Source organism: Shimia sp. MIT1388, from assembly GCF_047124445.1.
Lineage (GTDB): Bacteria > Pseudomonadota > Alphaproteobacteria > Rhodobacterales > Rhodobacteraceae > Shimia.
The window spans coordinates 2,991,063-3,009,923 of sequence record NZ_CP138921.1 but is presented as its reverse complement, the minus strand read 5'-3'; the positions used below and the strand labels follow the sequence as shown (position 1 = coordinate 3,009,923).

Below are 18,861 nucleotides of genomic sequence, written 5' to 3'. Positions count from 1 at the left end.
GATGCAAGACGTTGCCGATATCCTCGATCGCCAGCTGCTGGATGATTGGCAGCGCGATTTCCCGGTTGTGTCCAAGCCGTTTGCCGAACTGGCGAAGAGTTTAGGCACATCTGAGGCCGATGTGCTCGAGCGCCTGACCGCGCTGCGCAATGAAGGCCGCATCACCCGTGTGGGCGCTACCTGCGCGCCCAACACGCTCTCGGCCTCCACTTTGGCAGCTGTCGCCGCACCTGAGGGGCGCGTGGAAGAGGTTGCCGCGATCATCAACGAAGAGCCCGGTGTGAACCACTCTTATGAGCGGGAAAACCACTGGAACCTGTGGTTCGTCGCCACCGGCGCGGATCGCGACGCGGTGGATGATCTGCTCGACCGCATTGCACAGCGCACCGGCCTGCGCGTGATGGATTTGCGGCTGCGTCAGCCGTTTAACATCGACCTTGGGTTCAAAATGACCTCCGGCGGCGCCCCGATCTGTCATCCGGCGAAACGGACCGCAGATCCCTCGGCCATCGTAGACGGCGACAAAGCGCTGATGAATGTCCTGTCCATCGGCATGCCGCTGACCAGCACGCCATACCAGGTGATTGCAAACCAACTGCACCGCAGTGAGGATGACGTGATGGAACGTGTTGATGCCCTGACCGACGCAGGCATTCTTTCCCGGCTGGGCGTAATCGTGCGCCACCGTACGTTGGGTTGGAAATCCAACGCCATGGTGGTCTGGGATCTGCCGCAGGACCGCGTGGCGGGCGCAGGTAAACAACTGGCCACTCTGCCTGGCATCACGCTGTGTTACGAGCGCCGCCCGGTGCCGGATGTCTGGCCCTATCGGCTCTACTGCATGATCCACGCGCAATCGCGCGATGACGCGCTGGCTGTTTTGGCCAAAGCCGAAACGCTGCCAGAGCTTCGGGGTGTGGACCACGAAGTCCTCTTCTCCACCCGTTGTTTCCGCCAGAAGGGTGCAGTGATCGACAAAGCCAAAGGGGGTGCCGCATGAGCCAGTTGGATGACATCGACCGCGCCTTGGTGAACGCGTTGCAGGACGACCTGCCGCTGACCCATCGCCCGTTTCTGCCGCTGGCGGAAAGTCTCGGGATTACTGAAGGCGAGCTTCTGATCCGCGTGAAAGCCATGCGCGAGAACGGTGTGTTGACCCGCTTTGGCCCGTTCTTTGACGCCGTGCGCATGGGCGGCGCCTTTTGCCTCTGCGCCATGGAGGTGCCGCAGGAGCGCTTTGACGAGGTCAATGATCTTGTGAATGCCCACCTTGAGGTGGCCCACAATTACGAACGCACCCACAAACTCAACATGTGGTTTGTGCTGGCCTGTGAGACTGAAGCGGGCATCGGCGAGAGCGCCGCGCGTATTGAGGAAGAGACCGGACTGCGGGTCTATCAGTTCCCCAAATTACAAGAATTTTTTATCGGCTTCAGGGTGGCAGCATGAGCATCGACGCAACAGACCGCGCCATCATCGAGGCGCTTCAGGGGGGGCTTCCCTTGGTGCCAAACCCCTATTTTGAGGTGGCACAGAGCCTGAATCTGGAAGAAAGCGAGCTGACCAAACGCCTTGCCGCAATGAAAGAAAGCGGCACAATTCGCCGCATCGCTGCCGCGCCCAATCACTACAAGCTGGGCATGACCGCCAACGGTATGACTGTGTGGGATGTAGACGGCGCGGTGCTCTCTGAGGTTGGCCCCAAGATCGGCGCGCTGCCTTTTGTGACGCACAGCTACGAACGTCCCCGCGCGCTGCCAGATTGGCCCTATAACCTCTTTGCCATGGTGCATGGCTCTTCTCGGGAAGAAGTCGAAGAGAAACGCCAAGAGATCGTGGCCATTTTGGGCGACGCGCTGCGCGCTTCTGACACGCTCTATTCCACCCGCATTTTGAAAAAAACCGGCCTCCGGTTGCGCAAGAAAGGAGACTGACATGTTCCGTCTGACCGAATACATGCATCAGCTCGCCAATCCGACTCCGGTGCGCAAGCGTCGCGGATCTGGCCCGGTAAAACCGGTGGTGATCTGGAACCTGACCCGCCGCTGTAACCTGAAATGCCGTCACTGCTACACCGTGTCGGCCGACGTGAAGTTCCCAGGCGAGCTGAGCGAGGCGCAGGCGTTTGACACGCTTGAGGACCTTGGCCAATTCCGCGTGCCCGCAATCATCTTGTCGGGCGGTGAACCGCTGGACAGCCCTTATCTCTTCCCGCTGGCGAAACGGGCACGGGAACTGACCCGCGTGTTGGCGCTCTCGACCAACGGCACCAAAATCCACGGTGAAACTGCCGATCAGGTGGCTGAAATTGGTTTTGACTACGTGGGTATCTCCATCGATGGCATTGGCGAAACCAATGACTGGTTCCGTGGCGTGGATGGGGCGTTTGACGCCGCTGTTCGTGGCGTTCGCGAGCTCAAGAAGCGCGATGTGCGTGTGGGTCTGCGCTTTTGCCTGACCGAAGGCACGCAACATCACCTGCCTGATCTGCTGAAACTCTGCGACGATGAGGGTGTGGACAAATTCTATCTGTCTCACCTCGTGTATGCGGGGCGTGGCGACAAAAACCGGGGCGAAGATGCGCATCACAAGATGACCCGGAAAGGCATGGACCTGTTGCTGGAACGCGCCTGGGAAGCGGCCTCTGGCGGGCGTCCGCTGGACATCGTCACCGGCAACAATGACGCCGACGCAGGGTATTTTCTGCAATGGGCCAAAGAGCGCTTTTCGGCCGAGTTGGTCTCGAATTTGCGCGATCACCTTGTGGCCTGGGGCGGCAATTCCTCCGGCATGGGCGTCGCCAACATCGACTTCCTCGGTAAAGTCCACCCGGACACCTATTGGTCCGACTACACTGTTGGGAATGTGAAAACGACGCCGTTTTCCGAGCTATGGACCGGCGAAGATCCGATGCTGGCAACCCTACGCACACGTCCCCGTCCGCTCGAAGGGCGCTGTGGCGAGTGTAAGATCAAAGACGTCTGTGGCGGCAACACCCGTATTCGCGCGCTGCAAGTGACCGGCAACCCCTGGGCCGAAGATCCGGCCTGCTATCTCACAAACGAAGAGATCGGTATCGCCGATGCCGAGCGTCTCGAAGTCACCCCCTTCCGAGGAAAAAGCCATGACCCGAAACACCAGTTCTTTTAAAGCCACGCTGCTCGCAACCGTGGTTGCGGGTCTACCTTTGGCCGCTTCTGCCGATCCGATTGCGGACTACACAAACCTCTGCGCCGATTGTCACGGCGAAAACCGGCTGGGCGCCCAAGGCCCGGCGTTGATCCCCGAAACACTCAAACGCATGCGTGGTCCCAAGATCGAAGCGGTGATCCGCGACGGACGTGTTGCGACGCAGATGCCAGGGTATTTCGAGGAGCTTACCGCTGAGGCGATCACCGAATTGGCCGCCTATCTCAAAACCCCGCTAGAGGTCATTCCACCATGGGGCCCAGAAGAGATCATGGCGTCCCGCGTAATGGACGACGACTACGCGCCGGTTGATGGCCCGGTGTGGGCGTCGGATCCCATGAACATCACCTTGGCTGTGGAAACTGGCGATCACCATGTGTCGGTGCTTGATGGCGACACGTTTGAGGTGCTCGACCGCTTTGAAACCCCTTTTGCCGTGCACGGCGGGCCAAAGTTCACACCGGATGGCAAGTTTGTCTTCATCATGTCACGTGACGGCTGGGTGCAGAAATATGACATCTACGCGCTGAAACAGGTCGGCCGCGTACGCGCGGGCCTGAACAGTCGCAACATCGCCATGTCCGGTGACGGCAAATGGCTGGCGGTGGCCAATTACCTGCCCAACACGCTGACAATTCTCTCGACCGAAGACCTTTCCGTGGCCGAAGTGCACGACGTTGTCGGCAAAGACGGCACCCCAAGCCGGATTGCTGCCGTCTATCAGGCGCCGCCACGGGAAAGCTTTGTGCTCGCGCTCAAGGATGTGCCGGAAATCTGGGAAGTCAGCTATGCCAAATACCCGGACATGAACATCTTCGCCGGCGGCTTGGCGCATGACTATCGCATCGAAGGGCCGGTGCCGCAGGACACCGACTTCCCGGTGCGCAAGATCAGCACGCCGGACTACATGGACGACTTCTTCTTTGACCAGTCTTACGAATACGTCATGGGCGCATCCCGCAAAGGCGAGGGCGGTCTGGTGATGGATCTGGTGATTGGTCAGAAAGAGGCCGATTTGGATCTTCCTGGTATGCCGCACCTCGGCTCTGGCATCACCTGGGAGTGGAACGGCACCACCGTGATGGCCACGCCGCACCTCAAGGACGGCATGGTGTCGGTGATCGACATGGAAAGCTGGCAGACCGTGAAGAAGATCAAAACCGAAGGTCCGGGCTTCTTCATGCGCTCGCATAAAAACTCGCCTTACGTCTGGGTCGACGTGTTCTTTGGCCCCAACAAAGACAAAATGCATGTGATCGACAAAGAGACCTTGGAGATCGTGAAAACCCTGCGCCCAGAGCCGGACGCCACCGTGGCGCATGTTGAGTTCACCAAAGACGGCAGCCATGCCTTGGTGTCGATCTGGGAGAACGACGGTGCGGTGATTGTCTATGACGCCAAGACGCTTGAGGAGATCAAACGCCTGCCAATGAACAAGCCTTCAGGCAAGTACAACGTCTGGAACAAGATCACCTTTGAAGAAGGCACCAGCCACTAAGCCAGCTCGAAAGGAGCCCGCCATGTCCCAGTTTGACGCCCTGATTGTAGCCCATGGTCAACCCTCTGCACCTTTGAAGGCAGAACAGGCTTTGGCGGGCTTTTTGGCTGAAATAGAGCCACATTGTAGCGATCTGTCCCTTGGCACAGCCACCCTGGCTGCGCCGGGAAAACTTGAAGAACAACTCACAAACCTGCGCGACGGTGGCGTGATCTATCCGCTGTTTATGACTGACGGGTGGTTTGTTCGCACTACGCTCGCCAAGCGTCTGGGCAATGCGCCGGTCGAGGTCATGACGCCGTTTGGCATGGCACCGTCTTTGATTGACGCCACCGCGAAAGCGCTTCGCAACAGTGCAGGTTTTGGCAAAGGCCCTCTGTTGGTGGTGGCGCATGGCTCTGCCAGTGGCCGCATTGCCCCGGCACAAGTGCCGCAGGAATTCACTCGCCAGCTGCAAGCGGCGCTGGACGGCTATCCGATACACCTTGGCTTCATTGAACAGGAACCGTTGCTGACAGAGGTTGCCAAAGCAGCGCCGGAATCAGCCATGTGTTTGCCGTTCTTTGCGATGGAAGGCGAGCACGTGCGCAAAGACGTGCGTAAAGCCTTGGATATGGCTGGGTTTGTTGGGGAAGTGCTCCAAGCAATCAGCCAACTGCCAGGGATGGTAGAGCTGATAGCAGAGTCTATTCAGGCTGAAATTGCCTCATTGGAGGCGAAACGCGCGGCTTAGTTCAGCCGCGCACAAAGCTCAGTAACGCATCCGGATCTGCCGGGAGCGCCACGGCCAAGTCGCCGACAAACGCCTCAAATCCTTTGCGGGTAGCTTCACCTGCCCCCAGTCCGACCAGCACCGGAATGCCCTTTTCCAGAGCATCGGCTATGGCATGGCGAAAGCCGCGCCCTTCGGCCTCTTCGGGGCCAAACTTGTTGAGCAAGAACGCGTCCGCCGTTACGCCACCGGTTTGATCCACAGCCGCAACCGCTTCGGCAATTGCCTCTGGGTTCAACCGACAGCCTTGGGACTCTTTGCCCAGCGATTGCGTGATGCGGATGCTGCGCCCGTCTGACAGCACACGCACATCCATATCACAATGATGGCTGCCCTCCGGTTGCTCTTGCAGCACCTTCACAATGCCATTGAGGCGGAATCCCTCCGCCTCCAAAGTGGCCGCTGCTTCAGAAATCAGCCGGTCAGTTTCCCCGCGGCCGTCAGCCGACACATAGCCAATACGCATCGTTTTCCCTCTATCAGTCTCTATTGCGCCGCCATCGGCACGCGGGCCACTTCACATTGGCTCCACAGCGCCTCCAACGCTTCCAGCAGGTGGTCGATGTCCGCGTCACTGTGCACCGGCGATGGAGTGATGCGCAGCCGCTCGGTGCCTTTGGGCACGGTGGGGTAGTTGATTGGCTGAATGTAAACGCCATAGTCGCGCATCAACGTGTCAGAGATGAACTTACATTTCACCGGGTCGCCCACCATCACCGGGATGATGTGGGAGGGGTTTGGAATATGCGGAATGCCAAGACTGTCCAAGCCGGCGCGGACCTTGGCCACGCGTTCTTTTTGGCTGTCCCGTTCCACGTTTGAGGCTTTCAGGTGCTGCACCGAGGCCCGCGCCCCGGCGGCCACGGCTGGGGGCAGGGCGGTGGTGAAGATAAACCCGCTGGCAAAGCTGCGCACAAAATCGCAGAGCTCTGCAGAGGCCGCGATATAGCCGCCAACAACGCCATAGGCCTTGCCCAAGGTGCCTTCGATCACGGTCAACCGGTCCATCAAGCCTTCGCGCTCGGCGATGCCGCCGCCGCGTGGCCCGTAAAGACCCACCGCATGCACTTCGTCGAGGTAGGTCATGGCGCCGTATTTGTCGGCCAGATCACAGATCTCTTTGATCGGCGCGATGTCGCCGTCCATGGAATAGACACTTTCAAAGGCAATCAGCTTTGGCGCGTTCGGATCTGCTGCGGCCAATTTGGCCTCCAGATCCTCAAGGTCATTGTGTTTCCAGATCACCCGCGCCGCCTTGGAGTGGCGGATGCCCTCGATCATCGAGGCGTGGTTAAGCGCGTCAGAAAACACGATGCAGCCCGGAATTTGGCTCGCCAAAGTGCCCAATGCGGCCCAGTTAGAGACATATCCAGAGGTGAAAAGCAGAGCGGCTTCCTTCCCATGCAAGTCCGCCAGCTCTGCTTCCAGGAGCACATGTTCGTGAGTGGTGCCCGAGATATTCCGTGTCCCGCCTGCGCCCGCACCCACCGTGTCCAGCGCGGTGTGCATGGCCGACAGGACATCAGGGTTTTGCCCCATGCCAAGGTAGTCGTTGGAGCACCAGATGGTGACCTCGCCGCTGCTCTCTTCGCCGGTGTGATTGGCGCGCGGGAAGTTGCCACGCTTGCGGGCAAGATCGGCAAAGACACGGTAGTTGCCGTCGTCGCGCAGCGCATCAAGGCGGGTTTTGAAGTAAGCCTGGTAGTCCATCGGACATCCTCCGGTAGATTCTGGGTTGGCTTCTTTAAAACCCATCGCAAGTCGCTTTCGCATGACCTTTGTCAAGCCTGCCACATTTAGTTTGGGCGCTCACATGTGTTTGAAAGGGAAGATAAAAAGACCAACCGCCTGCTGCCCGGTCAAGTGACAGCGTTCGGCCTCGACATGCATGAGGATGTCACACATCAAGGCGGTTGGCCTGTGGGCGAGACACGCCCGGGCGTGATGTTCGCCGCCTCTGGCCTCACCCAAGAACAGAGGCAACACAGTCACTGAGGCCGAATTCAATTTCAGGGACAAGGGGACGCGAATACCCTTGCCGGGTGAACCTGCCCCCGTTGTGTCACAGCGTAACGGCGGCGCACTTAACAACGGTCAAGACCGACGAAATTTCTCACGCAAGGCCTTAAAAATATGGAGAAATGATGCGTCTGACATGCAGGAATTTTCTGGTGGCTGAAAGGGATCTGAAACGCAAAACACCAAACCCGAGGGTGGGTTTGGTGTCTGCTGGGTCGTGGCCAATCCGGGGGAGGGAGGGGCGGCTGAAGAGGTCAGCCTCAGTGGCCACGTCAGGGTCGGGTGTCTGCATCCTTGTCGGCAGCGTCTTCGGCTTCATCAATCAGGCCGCGAATCCAACGACCGGAAATCCAGGCGAAAGGAATGCCCAAAACGATGCCGCCGTAGATCGCCTGTTTGGTGGAAATTGCGTCGATGCCAAGGGCCTGCAGCATCAGAAACAGAAAAAACAGGTTCACATAGGCGGCGCCCGCAGCAAACGGGTACATCACCAAGGATACCGCCCAAACCGGCCATCTGCCGTCTCTATGCTGCGCCATGGTGCTCATTTCTTGCGAAAGACCGACCGTTGCACGGCATAGAGTGCCAGAACCATGGCAACTGCGCCGCCGGCAAGCCAAAGTGTGGCACCACCCACCGCGTGGGAGTGGCCGTCAATCACCGCTTCACGCAGCGGGGTGTGGTCGTGGTGGGCGATGGCGGGTGAGGCCAAGACCCCGGCCAATACGGCCAGAGCGAACTTGTTCATAGGACAACTCCTGTTGTGTTCTTAAGGCACCTTATCGAGTCGGCTTTCCGCGGTGTTTGACCATGGTCAAGCGGCCTCACATTGCAAACGGCAGGGCGTACAGCAGCAGGGACAGGCCTAGAAATCCAACGAGGATCAACGCAAAGCCGCGCTGGAAAGTGGGGGCATCCCTCAGGCCGAGGTAATCGGACAAAACGACCTGCGCCTTTAGTCCGGCAAGAACCAGAACCATTACAACGAACACCGGGCCAGCCTCTGGCAGGACCCCGGCAAACGCGGTTGTTGTGGTCGACAGGATGATCAACAGCAGCCAAGCGCGGGTCAAGATTGTGGTCATCAGTGCACCAGATAGATGATGGGGAACAGCAGGATCCAAATCAGATCCACCATATGCCAAAAAGCTGCCCCCGCTTCGAGGTTGCGCGGTGTGTGCCAGCGCATGAGCAAGCCAAAAATCACCAAACCCGCGATCACATGCAAAGCGTGAAAGCCGGTGAGCAGGTAGTAGAAGGTGAAAAAATCGCTGGTCTCGACGCCAATGCCCAATTGCGCTTTTGCGCTGTATTCGAGCCACTTCACGACCAGAAACATGACCCCAAGGGCGATGGCACCAGAGAGCCACACTCGCATTTGGCGCGCCGAATGCACGGCACGTGCCGCGCAGTATCCGCTGCTCACCAGCACAATGGTGTTCGCCGCGCCCGCCACGCGATTGAGCTGCGCCTGATCGGCGGCAAAGCCAACCGGGTCCATCGCCCGCATGCCCAGAAACGCCAAAAGTCCCGCGCCAAAAACCAACAGTTCAGACACAATGAGCACCCAGATCATCAGATCTCCGGGCAACTCGTCCAGAACCGAAGTCTGATCGCTCATGCGCCCCCCGTGATCTGGCGGTAGATTTCCGGCAGCGCGGCGGTCAGGCGCGTGGGGTCTGGCACCACTGAGAAGCCGTCAGTGCCAAAGATGCGTTGCACCCAGCCTTGGCCTTTTTGGTCCACAACAACCCCATGCACCGCGTGCCCGCGACGTCGTGCCTCGCGCACGGCCATGCGGCTGTCTTCAATGCCGTGGCGGCCTTCGTAGTGGTCCAAATCATTTGGCTTGCCGTCGGTGATCACCAGCAGCAGCCTCCGCGAGTTGGGCCGTTCGTCCATTTCCGTCGCCGCATGGCGCACTGCTGCCCCAAGGCGCGTGTAGAACGCCGGGTTCAAGCCGCCAATCCGCGCCTCTACATGCGACGTCATCGGTTCATCAAAGTCTTTACAGCTCTGTACATAGACCCGATCGCGTTTCAGCGAGGAAAAGCAGTTTATGGCAAAATCGTCGCCACAAGCATTTAGCCCCCAGGCCAACGCGGTCAGCGCCTCGCGCTCCACCTCGATCACTGAGCGGTCGCCAATGGCGGATTCGGTGGAGCGGGAGATGTCCATCAAAACCGAAATTGCCAGATCACGCTCCATGACTTTGGCGGCGCGGTAGACCCGGTCACTGGACCGGCCTGTGGCGCGCAACTCAACCTGCGCGGCAATCGCGGCCTCCAAGTCCAATTCATCGCCATCCAACTGGCGCGGCAGGATCACCCGCTTTGGGCGTAAAGCCTCGAACTGGCGTTTCACTGCGCGAATGCGGCGCTCAGCTGCCGGATCATGTTCCAGCGCTTCGACTTCTTCGGCCACGGAGGACAACACCCGCGCGTGGTTGGGGATATAGGCACCTTGGCGGTGGTCCCACTCAGGATACATGTGTTTGCCCGAAAGCTGCTCGCGCTCGGCATCTTCCGGTGACAGATCGAGGTGGAACTTCAGTCGCGTCGCAGTTTTCTTGGAAATCTGCCCCAGAGCCAGTTCGTCCTGGTCATCCGCTGCACGACGGGCGTTGTCCTCGTCGTCATCCTCCACGCGCCGGTTCATGTTGAGGCTTTCAACCCAACTGAAGATGGCTTCGAACTTGTGCAGGATCAGGCTGTCCCGCCGCTCTGCCAGATCACTTTGCGAGCGCCGTGCAGCCTTGGCGCCCTCGGCTTCTTCACCCGGCCCTTCCCCCTGCTCGTCGCTCTCTGGAAGCCGGTCCGCCGCTGCACGTTCCGCCAAAGGGCGTAGGTCCGGCCACATCGGAATCGGACGGAACGGGCGATAGCCTTGCGGCGCACGCAGACCGGACAAGTCCGCATCTTTCTGCCGGATTAGAGCCACATATTCCTTTGTCAGCGCCTTCTCCGGCTCCGGGCCACCCAGCAGATGGTCAATCGCCGCCTCCATCGCCGCTTCATGGCGGGGCAACATGTCGTTCGGGCGATTAGCGCGGCAGGCGGCAATCAGTGTGGCGTGGAAATCGCGCAGACCGGGGCAATCCAAGAGCGTCGCCTGCGTCATCGCGATTGAGGCCTGCAAGGATCGCAGATCGGCGCGCAGCGGATCATCATCTTTCACCGGTGCCGGCGCGTGGGCCACGGAGGCCACCAGCCAGAAATAGAGCGCCGCGTTGGCCTCTTGTGAAGGAAACTCCGCGATGGTTTCGGGCAAGCGCAGGGCCTCGCCGTCAAAACTTGGCCGCACCTCGCGTTCCCGCCAGGTGCCTAAGGTACGGCGCAAGGACAGACGGTGGTTGGAAACCTTCATCGTCGCTGGTTTAATCTCAGCCGCATGGGAGCCGCCTAGCCCACGAAAGAAAACACCTAGCCGGCCGGACACATCGTCCAGCGCCACGGCGGCGTCTTCATGGGTGGCCCGAGCGTCCAGTCGGCTGGCGTAACTGTGCCACAGCTTACCGACGGTTTCCTCGGGTTCAAAAATATCAAAGTCGTGATCGGACATAGGGCACCTCGGGTGAATAGGTTGCGTCCAGAAAAGAAAAACAGCGACCGACCGTATTTGGTGGCCGGTCGCTGCCGAGGGCGGTTAAGCAACTAGAGGGACGCTTAACCGTAAATCGCGGTGACCAGATCCATGAGCCCACGTTTGACGTCTTCGTCATCGGTGAGCGGCTCGATCATTGCGGTGCGGATCGCGCGGTCAACGGGCATGCCGTCGGCAATCAGCGTGGCGCAATAGATCACAAGGCGGGTCGAGACACCTTCTTCCAGATCCTGACCTTTCAGACCGCGCAGTTTGTTGGCCAGCCGCACCAGAGCGGTGACACGGTTGGCATCCAGCCCGCTTTCACGTTCGACAATGTCGATCTCCCGGTCTTGGGACGGGAAGTCGAAATCGATCGACAGGAAACGCTGACGGGTGGAGGGTTTCAGGGTCTTCAGGATGTTCTGATACCCCGGGTTGTAACTGGCCACGAGCATGAAGCCCGGTGCCGCCTCGATTTCTTCGCCGGTTTTGTCCAACGGCAGGATGCGACGGTCATCTGTGAGCGGGTGCAACACAACGGTCACGTCTTTGCGGGCTTCGACCACCTCATCCAGGTAACAGATCGCCCCTTCGCGCACGGCGCGTGTGAGCGGCCCATCGACCCAAACGGTCTCCCCACCTTTCAGCAGGTAGCGGCCCACAAGGTCAGCGGCCGAGAGGTCATCGTGGCAAGCAATGGTATAAAGAGGACGACCAAGTTTGGCGGCCATATGGGCGACAAAGCGAGTCTTGCCGCAGCCCGTAGGCCCCTTCAGAAGCAGCGGCAGCCCGTGGCGTTCCGCAGCTTCAAAGACATCACATTCATCGGAAACGGGTGAGTAGAAGGGGGCTTGCGCCCCCTCCGTGTTCTTATGCAGGGCAGCCATTATCAGGCTCCTTCTGTTTCTGCTGCATCGCGGGAGATGATCTCTTTGCGCGGTGCAAGTTGCGCGTAGATGAACAGGATGGCGCCAATCACAACCGCCAGACCCGATCCCCAACGCATGAGGTAGAACAGGTTCAGACCTTCCTGGATGTCCATGAAGTTCTCACCCATGACGCGCTGCAGGTGTGTTTGCACAGTGCCCGCAAAGGTCAGGACGAAGGTCATGAACGCCATACCGCCGGTCATCAGCCAGAAGCTCGCCATGTTGAGCACCTGATTGTAGGGGTCGCGGTTGGTCAGGATTGGGAAGGCATAGGTGAAGATCGCCAGGTTCACCGCCACATAGGCGCCGTAGAAGGCCAGGTGACCGTGGGCCGCGGTGATCTGTGTGCCGTGGGTGTAGTAGTTCACACCGTGCAGCGTGTGGAGGAAGCCCCAGACACCCGCGCCGAAGAAGGCCACGGTGGCAGCACCCAATGCCCACAGCAGCGCGGCTTTGTTTGGGTGGTCACGTTTGCCTTTCCACACCATGACAAAGCTGAAGCTCATCATTGCGAAGAAGGGGATCACCTCCAGCGACGAGAAGATCGAGCCGATCCACTGCCAGTACCCGGGCAGACCAATCCAGTAGTAGTGGTGGCCTGTGCCAAGGATGCCGGAGAACAGCGCGGTGGCAACAATGATGTAGAGCCACTTTTCGATGATCTCACGGTCCACACCGGTCAGCTTCAGCAGCAGGTAGGCGAGGATGGATGCCATCACCAGTTCCCAGGTGCCTTCCACCCACAGGTGCACGATGTACCACCAGAACATTTTGTCGAGCGCCAGGTTGGCAGGGTTGTAGAAGCTGAACAGGAACAGCAGCGCCAGACCCCAGAGGCCCAAAAGCAGCACGTTGGTGATCGCGGTCTTACGACCCTTCAGCACAGTCATCGAAACGTTGTAGAGGAAGATCAGCGCCGCAACGACGATGCCTGCCTTAACCCACTTTGGTTGTTCGATGAACTCACGACCTTCTTTGCCCAACAGCCAGTTGCCCTGGAACAGGTCAAAGACATAGGTCACAACCACACCCAGCGTGCCCAGAAGCAGGATCGCCAGTTGCAGGTAGGCCAATGTGGGTGAGTGAATTTCCCGCTCGGATTCTTCCGGGATCAGGAAATAGGCCGCGCCAAAGAAGCCCAGCAGCAACCACACAATCAGTGAGTTGGTGTGCAGCATCCGGATGACGTTGAACGGCAGCAGTTCGGACATGAAGTTCGGGTTGACGTAAATCCAGCCCGCGATCAGGCCCCCGGTGACTTGCACAGCGAACAAAATCATGGCCGCCAGGAAGTACCAGTAGGCAATTTTTTGAGTTTGATATTTCATCTCTTGTCTCCTCGTCCGGCCTTAGCCCGCCTCGTTGGGCGGCCACCCCTGCGCATCGATCCCGTTCACCCAAATGAAGAAATCAGTCAGGTCACGAATCTCGTCGTCGCTCAGGTGGAATTGCGGCATCTGACGACGCCCTTCGATGCCGGTTGGTTGAGACTCCATCCACGCTTTCATGATTTCAAAAGCGGTTTCAGGATCGTCGTCTACGCCCCACCGGGCCATCACATTTTGTAGTTCCGGGGCGAAGTAGGCACCTTCCCCCATCAATGTGTGGCAGTTGATACATGCGTGTTTTTCCCACACATGTTTGCCACGGGCTACGCTGTCCGTCAGTTCGGCATGTGCAGTCGACTCGGTAACCACGTACCGCACCGAATGCGCCGATAAGATCAAAAAGACCACAATGAAGAACAGCGAGCCGCCATAGAACACGTTTCGTGCCATGGTCTTGGTCATGACTTCTCGCATATCGGCCTCCAGCTCAGTTATCCATTTTTGGGGATAGAGCCTTGCCTCGGCCAGACGATTGACAATTGTTAAGGGGTACCTAGATTTCCAAAGTAGGCTTGGGCGATGGCGAGGGTTTTATACCTCTTTGGCCTTGGTAAATCTTTATATGTCAGTATCTTAGGTTGGGTTTGGGCTTCAAAACCGGCATGTGAGATACCTTATTTGGCGCGGCCTCCGGGGCGGTGCGAAACGAACAAAAGCCGGGCCTGTGCTCTTCGAAAACGGGGATTCGTTGCCAGGTTGGCACCCGCAACGCGCCGGTTTGAGGCCCGTTCATAAGGCCATAGATTGTGACGCAAAAATCAGGGTAAGCTTACGGAGATTTCTATCAGGAAAGGCGCATCATGCCCCGTTTTGTTCTCTCTGCCGCGGCCCATTTGATTGCCAATGCCGTTGGTCTTATGTTGGCAACAATCCTTCTCGAAGGCTTTAACATGAGTTTCTTCGCGATGGTGATTGTGGTGTTTGTTTTCACTGCTGTGTCGGTTTTGCTTTTGCCGGTGATCCGCAAGATTTCGGAAAAGAAGATGCCTGAGTTGCTCGGCGGGATTTCGTTGGTTGTAACCTTTGCGGGTCTGTTGATTACCGAGATGTTGGTGAGTGGTTTTGAGATTGGTGGCATCCCGAACTTGCTGGCGGCGACGCTCATTGTCTGGTTGGGTGCGTTGATTGCGGGCGTGCTTGTGCCCAAGTATCTCCTGCCCTCGCTCGCCAAACCAAAAGCACACACGTAAAGTTTGCCTAAAACTTTCCACAATTGAGCGCCAATTGCGCCCCGATCAACGGTCAGTTTCCATTCTGTAAACAATCAGAAGGGAACTGACACATGGCACATGCAGATATCGGCGGCGCAATGATCGACGCGCCTGTACTGGACATCCTGACACGCGAGAAGCACAACTCGCTGAGCACACGGGAATGGAAATTCCGTCTGGCAGGCTACGGCTATGCAATCAAAGACGTGGCGGGCGCACAGGTTGTGACCAAACTGCCCCAAGGGACCGAAATTGGCGTGCTTCCTGCACATTTCCACTAAGTGGACCTGGTACCTGTAACGATCACTTGAGTAATTCAAGGCAGCGCCCCGGCTTTGGCCGGGACGCCTTGCATTAAAAAGGCTCTAACGGCCCGGGATTTGATCCCGACGGGAATAATCCTGCCAGTTATTGAGCACCTCAACCGCCTCTTCTGCGGTCTCCACAAACTGGAACAGATCGAGGTCTTCGGCCGAGATTGTGCCCGCATCCGACAGTGCGTCCCAGTTGATGATCTTCTGCCAGAAGTCTTTGCCAAATAGCAGGAACGGCACCCGCTGCATGCGACCGGTCTGAATCAGCGTCAGCGATTCAAACAGCTCATCCAAAGTGCCAAAGCCACCCGGGAACACACAGATCGCATTGGCGCGCATCAGGAAGTGCATCTTGCGGATCGCAAAGTAGTGGAAGTTGAAGCACAGCTCCGGCGTCACAAATTCATTTGGCGCTTGCTCGTGCGGCAACACGATGTTGAGGCCAATCGAGCGTCCGCCCGCGTCCAAGGCCCCCCGGTTCCCGGCTTCCATCACACCAGGGCCGCCGCCGGTGACAATCACGTTCTTCTTTCCGTCACTGGCTTCGGTCACCAGCTTCGCGAATTTGCGGGTCTCATCATAAAACCGCGACAGTTCCGCCAGCGTTTCGGTGCGGGCGGTGTCTTTCTTGGACGGCTCCGGGATACGCGCGCCACCAAACAGCACCACGGTGCTTTCAATCTCATGCTCATCCAGCGCCAATTCAGGCTTGAGCAATTCCAGCTGCAAACGCACCGGGCGCAGCTCCGGACGGCACAGGAAGTCTTCATCCGCAAAGGCCAGCCGGTAGGACGGCGCACGGGTTTGCGGCGTGTCCGGTACCTGGGAGGCGGATTGACGGTCAGAATGGGCATCTGACAGAGGGTGGCGGCGATCATCTTTCATCGTTACTCGTCCTTGCTTGCGCGTTTTTCTTTTGCCTATAGGGTTCGCGGAAACAAAACCAGTGACAGGGATGTGAAAATGGACTGGAGCGCGGAAATCGCAGCGGCGGCAGAGCGGATCAAAGGGCATGTGCTGCGCACCCCGGTGGTAACTGTGGAGAGCGGCTTTGGTCTGGATTTCCCGGTGCAGATGAAGCTGGAGCAGATGCAACACACCGGCACCTTTAAAGCCCGTGGCGCGTTCAACACGTTGTTGTCATCAGACGTCCCTGCCGCCGGACTCGTGGCCGCATCGGGTGGGAACCATGGGGCTGCGGTGGCCTACGCGGCCCATAAACTCGGTCACAAAGCCCGCATCTATGTGCCGGAAATGGCCGGTCCCGCCAAAGTCGCGTTGATCCGAGATGCTGGCGCTGACCTTGAGGTGGTGCCTGGTGCCTATTCTGACGCGCTGGAACAGGCGCTGGCTTATGAGGCAGACACCGGCGCGATGCAGATCCACGCCTATGACGCGTTAGGTACTGTGGGCGGCCAAGGCACCGTGGCGCTGGAGTGGGAAGAGCAGGGGCTGGACGCGGACACGGTGATTATTGCTGTGGGCGGCGGCGGGTTGATCGGCGGATCAATGGCCTGGTTTGACGGTCGCCGCCGGGTGATCGCGGTGGAGCCGGAAACATCCTGCGCCCTCAATGCGGCCTTAAAGGCTGGTGAGCCTGTAGACGTGGACGTGTCAGGCGTGGCGGCCAACGCGCTGGGCGCCAAGCGCATTGGCCAGATTTGTTTTGACCTCGCAGTCTCCACCGGCGCGGAGTCTGTATTGGTTACGGACGAGGCCATTACCCAAGCGCAACAGGCCTTGTGGCAGGAACGCCGGCAACTTGTGGAACCCGCTGGGGCTACCGCTTTGGCCGCGCTGACATCCGGCGCCTACGTGCCCGAACCGGGCGAAAAAGTTGCCGTTTTGGTCTGTGGCGCCAACATTGCGCCGGACCCGTTTGAACAAGCGACATAATGAGCGCGTGACGCCCGCGCTCTATCCCGTTAGAACACCCCAAATTCCAAGACATCCGGAGCCTTAAACATGTCGAATGCCCAACTGGAACAAGCCATCGAAGCCGCGTGGGACGCGCGCGACACCATCACCTCCGCCACCACTGGCGAAACCCGCGACGCAATTGAGTCCACGCTGCACGCGCTGGACAGCGGCAGCCTGCGTGTGGCCGAGAAACTGGAAAATGGCGACTGGCACGTGAACCAGTGGGCCAAAAAGGCCGTGTTGCTGGGCTTCCGCATCAAGGACATGGAAATCCAGGACGGCGGCCCACAGGGGTCCGGCTGGTGGGACAAGGTCGATAGCAAATTCAAAGGCTGGGGCGAGAAGCAGTGGCAGGACGCCGGTTTCCGCGCCGTGCCAAACTGCGTTGTTCGTAAATCCGCCTATGTTGCCCCCGGCGTGGTGCTGATGCCGTCTTTTGTGAACCTCGGCGCTTATGTGGATGAGGGCACCATGGTCGACACCTGGGCCACTGTTGGCTCCTGCGCCCAGATCGGCAAAAACGTACACCTCTCCGGTGGTGTGGGCATCGGTGGCGTTCTGGAGCCCATGCAGGCAGGTCCAACCATCATTGAAGACAACTGCTTCATCGGCGCGCGCTCTGAGGTTGTTGAAGGCTGTATCGTCCGCGAAGGCTCTGTGCTGGGCATGGGCGTGTTCATCGGCCAGTCCACCAAGATTGTGGACCGCGAAACCGGCGAAGTGATGTACGGCGAAGTGCCGCCCTACTCCGTGGTTGTTGCAGGCTCCATGCCCTCCAAGAACGGTGTGAACCTCTACTGCGCGGTGATCGTGAAGCGCGTGGACGAGAAGACCCGCTCCAAGACCGGTATCAACGAGCTGTTGCGCGACTAAGACTGCGCGAAGTTACAAAGACCAAGGCCAGTCCCAATGGGGCTGGCCTTTTTGTTTGGGTTACCGCCGGAAGGTTGCGCCAAACCAATGCTCCAACAACGCGTCATAGGTACCATCTTCGCGCAGTTTCAGAAGCGACTGGTCAATCTCTTCCCGCCACGGGCTGCCCGTTGGCAGGGCAATGCCGTAGTTTTCAGGGCGATATACCCGTTCAATCAGACGGGATTCATTGCGGCCATCATTGGTGGCAAAATAGGCAAGGATCGGCCCGTCAAACACAACGGAGTCGATGTCCCCATCTTGAAACGCCGCCAGCACCTCATGCGGCGTGTCAAAGTCGCGGAAGCGGATGTCACGTGTGGTCAGAAACTGGGCAGAGGTGGAGCCGCGCACAGAGCCGACTTTGCGTCCATCCAGATCATTGATGCTGTCCACAGAATCTTGCAACGCCTCAACGGTCACAGCGGCGGTGATCGTCGCAACAAAGACCGAGACCACAAACAAGCTGGAGACCACCAGGATCACCGCAAAGAACCGGCCCGGGCGGGACAAAGGCATACGCTCTTCAAAGCCGCCATTCACCACCAGATTGAGTGCCCACCAGAAAGACGGGAACAACGCATCTTTGGCAGGGCGGTCAAAATAGGGCTGATGCCGGCGTTCGAACAACCACATCAACATGCCGCCGCCAAACAGCATCCCCAAAGCCACCATGATGGCGGTGAGGATTTCGCGGGTCAGCAGCCCGCCAATCCGCGCCAGACTGCCGGGCTCGGATGGCAACAGGATCTGAATGCCGCTCTCAAAAATTGGTTGGCTGAAATCCATCACCGTTTCGCGAGATGCGGTGATCGAAATATTGGCAATGGCACCATCTACTGTGCCCGCTTCCACCGCGCTTAACATGTCGGGGAAGCTGTCCTGTGGGGCGAAAGTGATCTCTTTGCCGAGGTCTTCGCCAATGGCCCGCATCAGGTCCACGCTGAAGCCGCGCGGCGTGTTGTCATCCAGGAAGACAAAGGGTGGCCGGTCCACGGTGGCAAAGGTCAACGTCTCCGCCGACTGCGCAGAGGCGGCGGACACCCATGACAGGAGGGAGGCGATAGAGATCAGGACTGCGGGGAGGAAGCGCATAGTAAGTACCGAAGTTGCTTGGCTCCCCC

General features: G+C 58.8%; 22 protein-coding genes. 10 read left to right on the top strand and 12 right to left on the bottom strand.

Going from position 1 to position 18,861, the window contains the following annotated elements:
- The first annotated feature begins 1 nt into the window (after position 1).
- From SIB92_RS14955 to SIB92_RS14930, 6 genes are read left to right on the top strand one after another with little or no spacing between them, the layout of a single operon-like run.
- Entirely contained in the window at positions 2 to 1,000 is a 999-nt protein-coding gene (locus SIB92_RS14955; protein ID WP_412552791.1) for an AsnC family transcriptional regulator, read from the top strand.
- Positions 997 to 1,449 (top strand): Lrp/AsnC family transcriptional regulator, encoded by a 453-nt coding sequence (locus SIB92_RS14950; RefSeq protein ID WP_412552790.1) that lies wholly within the window; start codon positions 997 to 999, stop codon positions 1,447 to 1,449. The genes SIB92_RS14955 and SIB92_RS14950 overlap by 4 nt, the downstream gene beginning before the upstream one ends.
- Positions 1,446 to 1,934: an Lrp/AsnC family transcriptional regulator gene (locus SIB92_RS14945; RefSeq protein WP_412552789.1), complete on the top strand. Its 489-nt coding sequence runs from the start codon at positions 1,446 to 1,448 to the stop codon at positions 1,932 to 1,934. The genes SIB92_RS14950 and SIB92_RS14945 overlap by 4 nt, the downstream gene beginning before the upstream one ends.
- 1 nt (position 1,935) lies before the next feature.
- Positions 1,936 to 3,150 carry a heme d1 biosynthesis radical SAM protein NirJ gene (gene nirJ / locus SIB92_RS14940; RefSeq protein ID WP_412552788.1) on the top strand — a complete coding sequence of 405 codons (1,215 nt, stop codon included), beginning with the start codon at positions 1,936 to 1,938 and terminating at the stop codon, positions 3,148 to 3,150.
- Positions 3,125 to 4,687, top strand: a complete 1,563-nt coding sequence (locus tag SIB92_RS14935; protein ID WP_412552787.1) for a cytochrome D1 domain-containing protein — start codon at positions 3,125 to 3,127, stop codon at positions 4,685 to 4,687. The genes nirJ and SIB92_RS14935 overlap by 26 nt, the downstream gene beginning before the upstream one ends.
- Before the next feature lie 22 nt (positions 4,688 to 4,709).
- Complete coding sequence (locus SIB92_RS14930; RefSeq protein WP_412552786.1) at positions 4,710 to 5,420, top strand: sirohydrochlorin chelatase; 711 nt, start codon at positions 4,710 to 4,712, stop codon at positions 5,418 to 5,420.
- A gap of 1 nt (position 5,421) precedes the next feature.
- On the opposite strand, the gene SIB92_RS14925 is transcribed toward SIB92_RS14930, so the two are convergent.
- From SIB92_RS14925 to SIB92_RS14880, 10 genes are all read right to left on the bottom strand, one after another.
- The gene (locus SIB92_RS14925; RefSeq protein WP_412552785.1) at positions 5,422 to 5,925 is read right to left on the bottom strand and encodes a DUF2478 domain-containing protein; all 504 of its coding nucleotides are present in this window, start codon (positions 5,923 to 5,925) and stop codon (positions 5,422 to 5,424) included.
- A 20-nt stretch (positions 5,926 to 5,945) separates the two neighbouring features.
- The gene (hemA, locus tag SIB92_RS14920) at positions 5,946 to 7,169 is read right to left on the bottom strand and encodes a 5-aminolevulinate synthase (RefSeq protein ID WP_412555846.1); all 1,224 of its coding nucleotides are present in this window, start codon (positions 7,167 to 7,169) and stop codon (positions 5,946 to 5,948) included.
- A 581-nt stretch (positions 7,170 to 7,750) separates the two neighbouring features.
- Positions 7,751 to 8,017 (bottom strand): hypothetical protein, encoded by a 267-nt coding sequence (locus SIB92_RS14915; protein WP_412552784.1) that lies wholly within the window; start codon positions 8,015 to 8,017, stop codon positions 7,751 to 7,753.
- A gap of 5 nt (positions 8,018 to 8,022) precedes the next feature.
- Positions 8,023 to 8,226: a hypothetical protein gene (locus SIB92_RS14910; protein ID WP_168591290.1), complete on the bottom strand. Its 204-nt coding sequence runs from the start codon at positions 8,224 to 8,226 to the stop codon at positions 8,023 to 8,025.
- Positions 8,227 to 8,302: 76 nt separating this feature from the next.
- Positions 8,303 to 8,563, bottom strand: a complete 261-nt coding sequence (locus tag SIB92_RS14905; protein WP_412552783.1) for a cytochrome C oxidase subunit IV family protein — start codon at positions 8,561 to 8,563, stop codon at positions 8,303 to 8,305.
- Complete coding sequence (locus SIB92_RS14900) at positions 8,563 to 9,099, bottom strand: cytochrome c oxidase subunit 3 (protein ID WP_412552782.1); 537 nt, start codon at positions 9,097 to 9,099, stop codon at positions 8,563 to 8,565. The genes SIB92_RS14905 and SIB92_RS14900 overlap by 1 nt, the downstream gene beginning before the upstream one ends.
- Positions 9,096 to 11,039: a nitric oxide reductase activation protein NorD gene (locus SIB92_RS14895; RefSeq protein ID WP_412552781.1), complete on the bottom strand. Its 1,944-nt coding sequence runs from the start codon at positions 11,037 to 11,039 to the stop codon at positions 9,096 to 9,098. The genes SIB92_RS14900 and SIB92_RS14895 overlap by 4 nt, the downstream gene beginning before the upstream one ends.
- A gap of 104 nt (positions 11,040 to 11,143) precedes the next feature.
- The gene (locus SIB92_RS14890) at positions 11,144 to 11,950 is read right to left on the bottom strand and encodes a CbbQ/NirQ/NorQ/GpvN family protein (RefSeq protein WP_412552780.1); all 807 of its coding nucleotides are present in this window, start codon (positions 11,948 to 11,950) and stop codon (positions 11,144 to 11,146) included.
- Between the two features lie 2 nt (positions 11,951 to 11,952).
- The gene (locus SIB92_RS14885; RefSeq protein WP_412552779.1) at positions 11,953 to 13,320 is read right to left on the bottom strand and encodes a cbb3-type cytochrome c oxidase subunit I; all 1,368 of its coding nucleotides are present in this window, start codon (positions 13,318 to 13,320) and stop codon (positions 11,953 to 11,955) included.
- Between the two features lie 21 nt (positions 13,321 to 13,341).
- Positions 13,342 to 13,794, bottom strand: coding sequence for a c-type cytochrome (locus tag SIB92_RS14880; RefSeq protein WP_412552778.1), 453 nt, complete (start codon positions 13,792 to 13,794; stop codon positions 13,342 to 13,344).
- 386 nt (positions 13,795 to 14,180) lie between these two features.
- Between SIB92_RS14880 and SIB92_RS14875 the strand changes: the two genes are divergently transcribed.
- The gene (locus SIB92_RS14875) at positions 14,181 to 14,570 is read left to right on the top strand and encodes a phage holin family protein (RefSeq protein ID WP_412552777.1); all 390 of its coding nucleotides are present in this window, start codon (positions 14,181 to 14,183) and stop codon (positions 14,568 to 14,570) included.
- Between the two features lie 92 nt (positions 14,571 to 14,662).
- Positions 14,663 to 14,872: a hypothetical protein gene (locus tag SIB92_RS14870; protein ID WP_294115457.1), complete on the top strand. Its 210-nt coding sequence runs from the start codon at positions 14,663 to 14,665 to the stop codon at positions 14,870 to 14,872.
- Positions 14,873 to 14,956: 84 nt separating this feature from the next.
- Here the strand turns inward: SIB92_RS14870 and SIB92_RS14865 are convergent, their stop codons facing one another.
- Positions 14,957 to 15,790: an LOG family protein gene (locus SIB92_RS14865; RefSeq protein ID WP_412552776.1), complete on the bottom strand. Its 834-nt coding sequence runs from the start codon at positions 15,788 to 15,790 to the stop codon at positions 14,957 to 14,959.
- 78 nt (positions 15,791 to 15,868) lie between these two features.
- On the opposite strand from SIB92_RS14865, the gene SIB92_RS14860 reads away from it, so the two are divergent.
- Entirely contained in the window at positions 15,869 to 16,801 is a 933-nt protein-coding gene (locus SIB92_RS14860; RefSeq protein ID WP_412552775.1) for a threonine/serine dehydratase, read from the top strand.
- Positions 16,802 to 16,870: 69 nt separating this feature from the next.
- Entirely contained in the window at positions 16,871 to 17,698 is an 828-nt protein-coding gene (gene dapD, locus SIB92_RS14855) for a 2,3,4,5-tetrahydropyridine-2,6-dicarboxylate N-succinyltransferase (protein ID WP_294115463.1), read from the top strand.
- 60 nt (positions 17,699 to 17,758) lie between these two features.
- On the opposite strand, the gene SIB92_RS14850 is transcribed toward dapD, so the two are convergent.
- Positions 17,759 to 18,832 carry a transporter substrate-binding domain-containing protein gene (locus tag SIB92_RS14850; protein ID WP_412552774.1) on the bottom strand — a complete coding sequence of 358 codons (1,074 nt, stop codon included), beginning with the start codon at positions 18,830 to 18,832 and terminating at the stop codon, positions 17,759 to 17,761.
- Between the last annotated feature and the right edge of the window lie 29 nt (positions 18,833 to 18,861).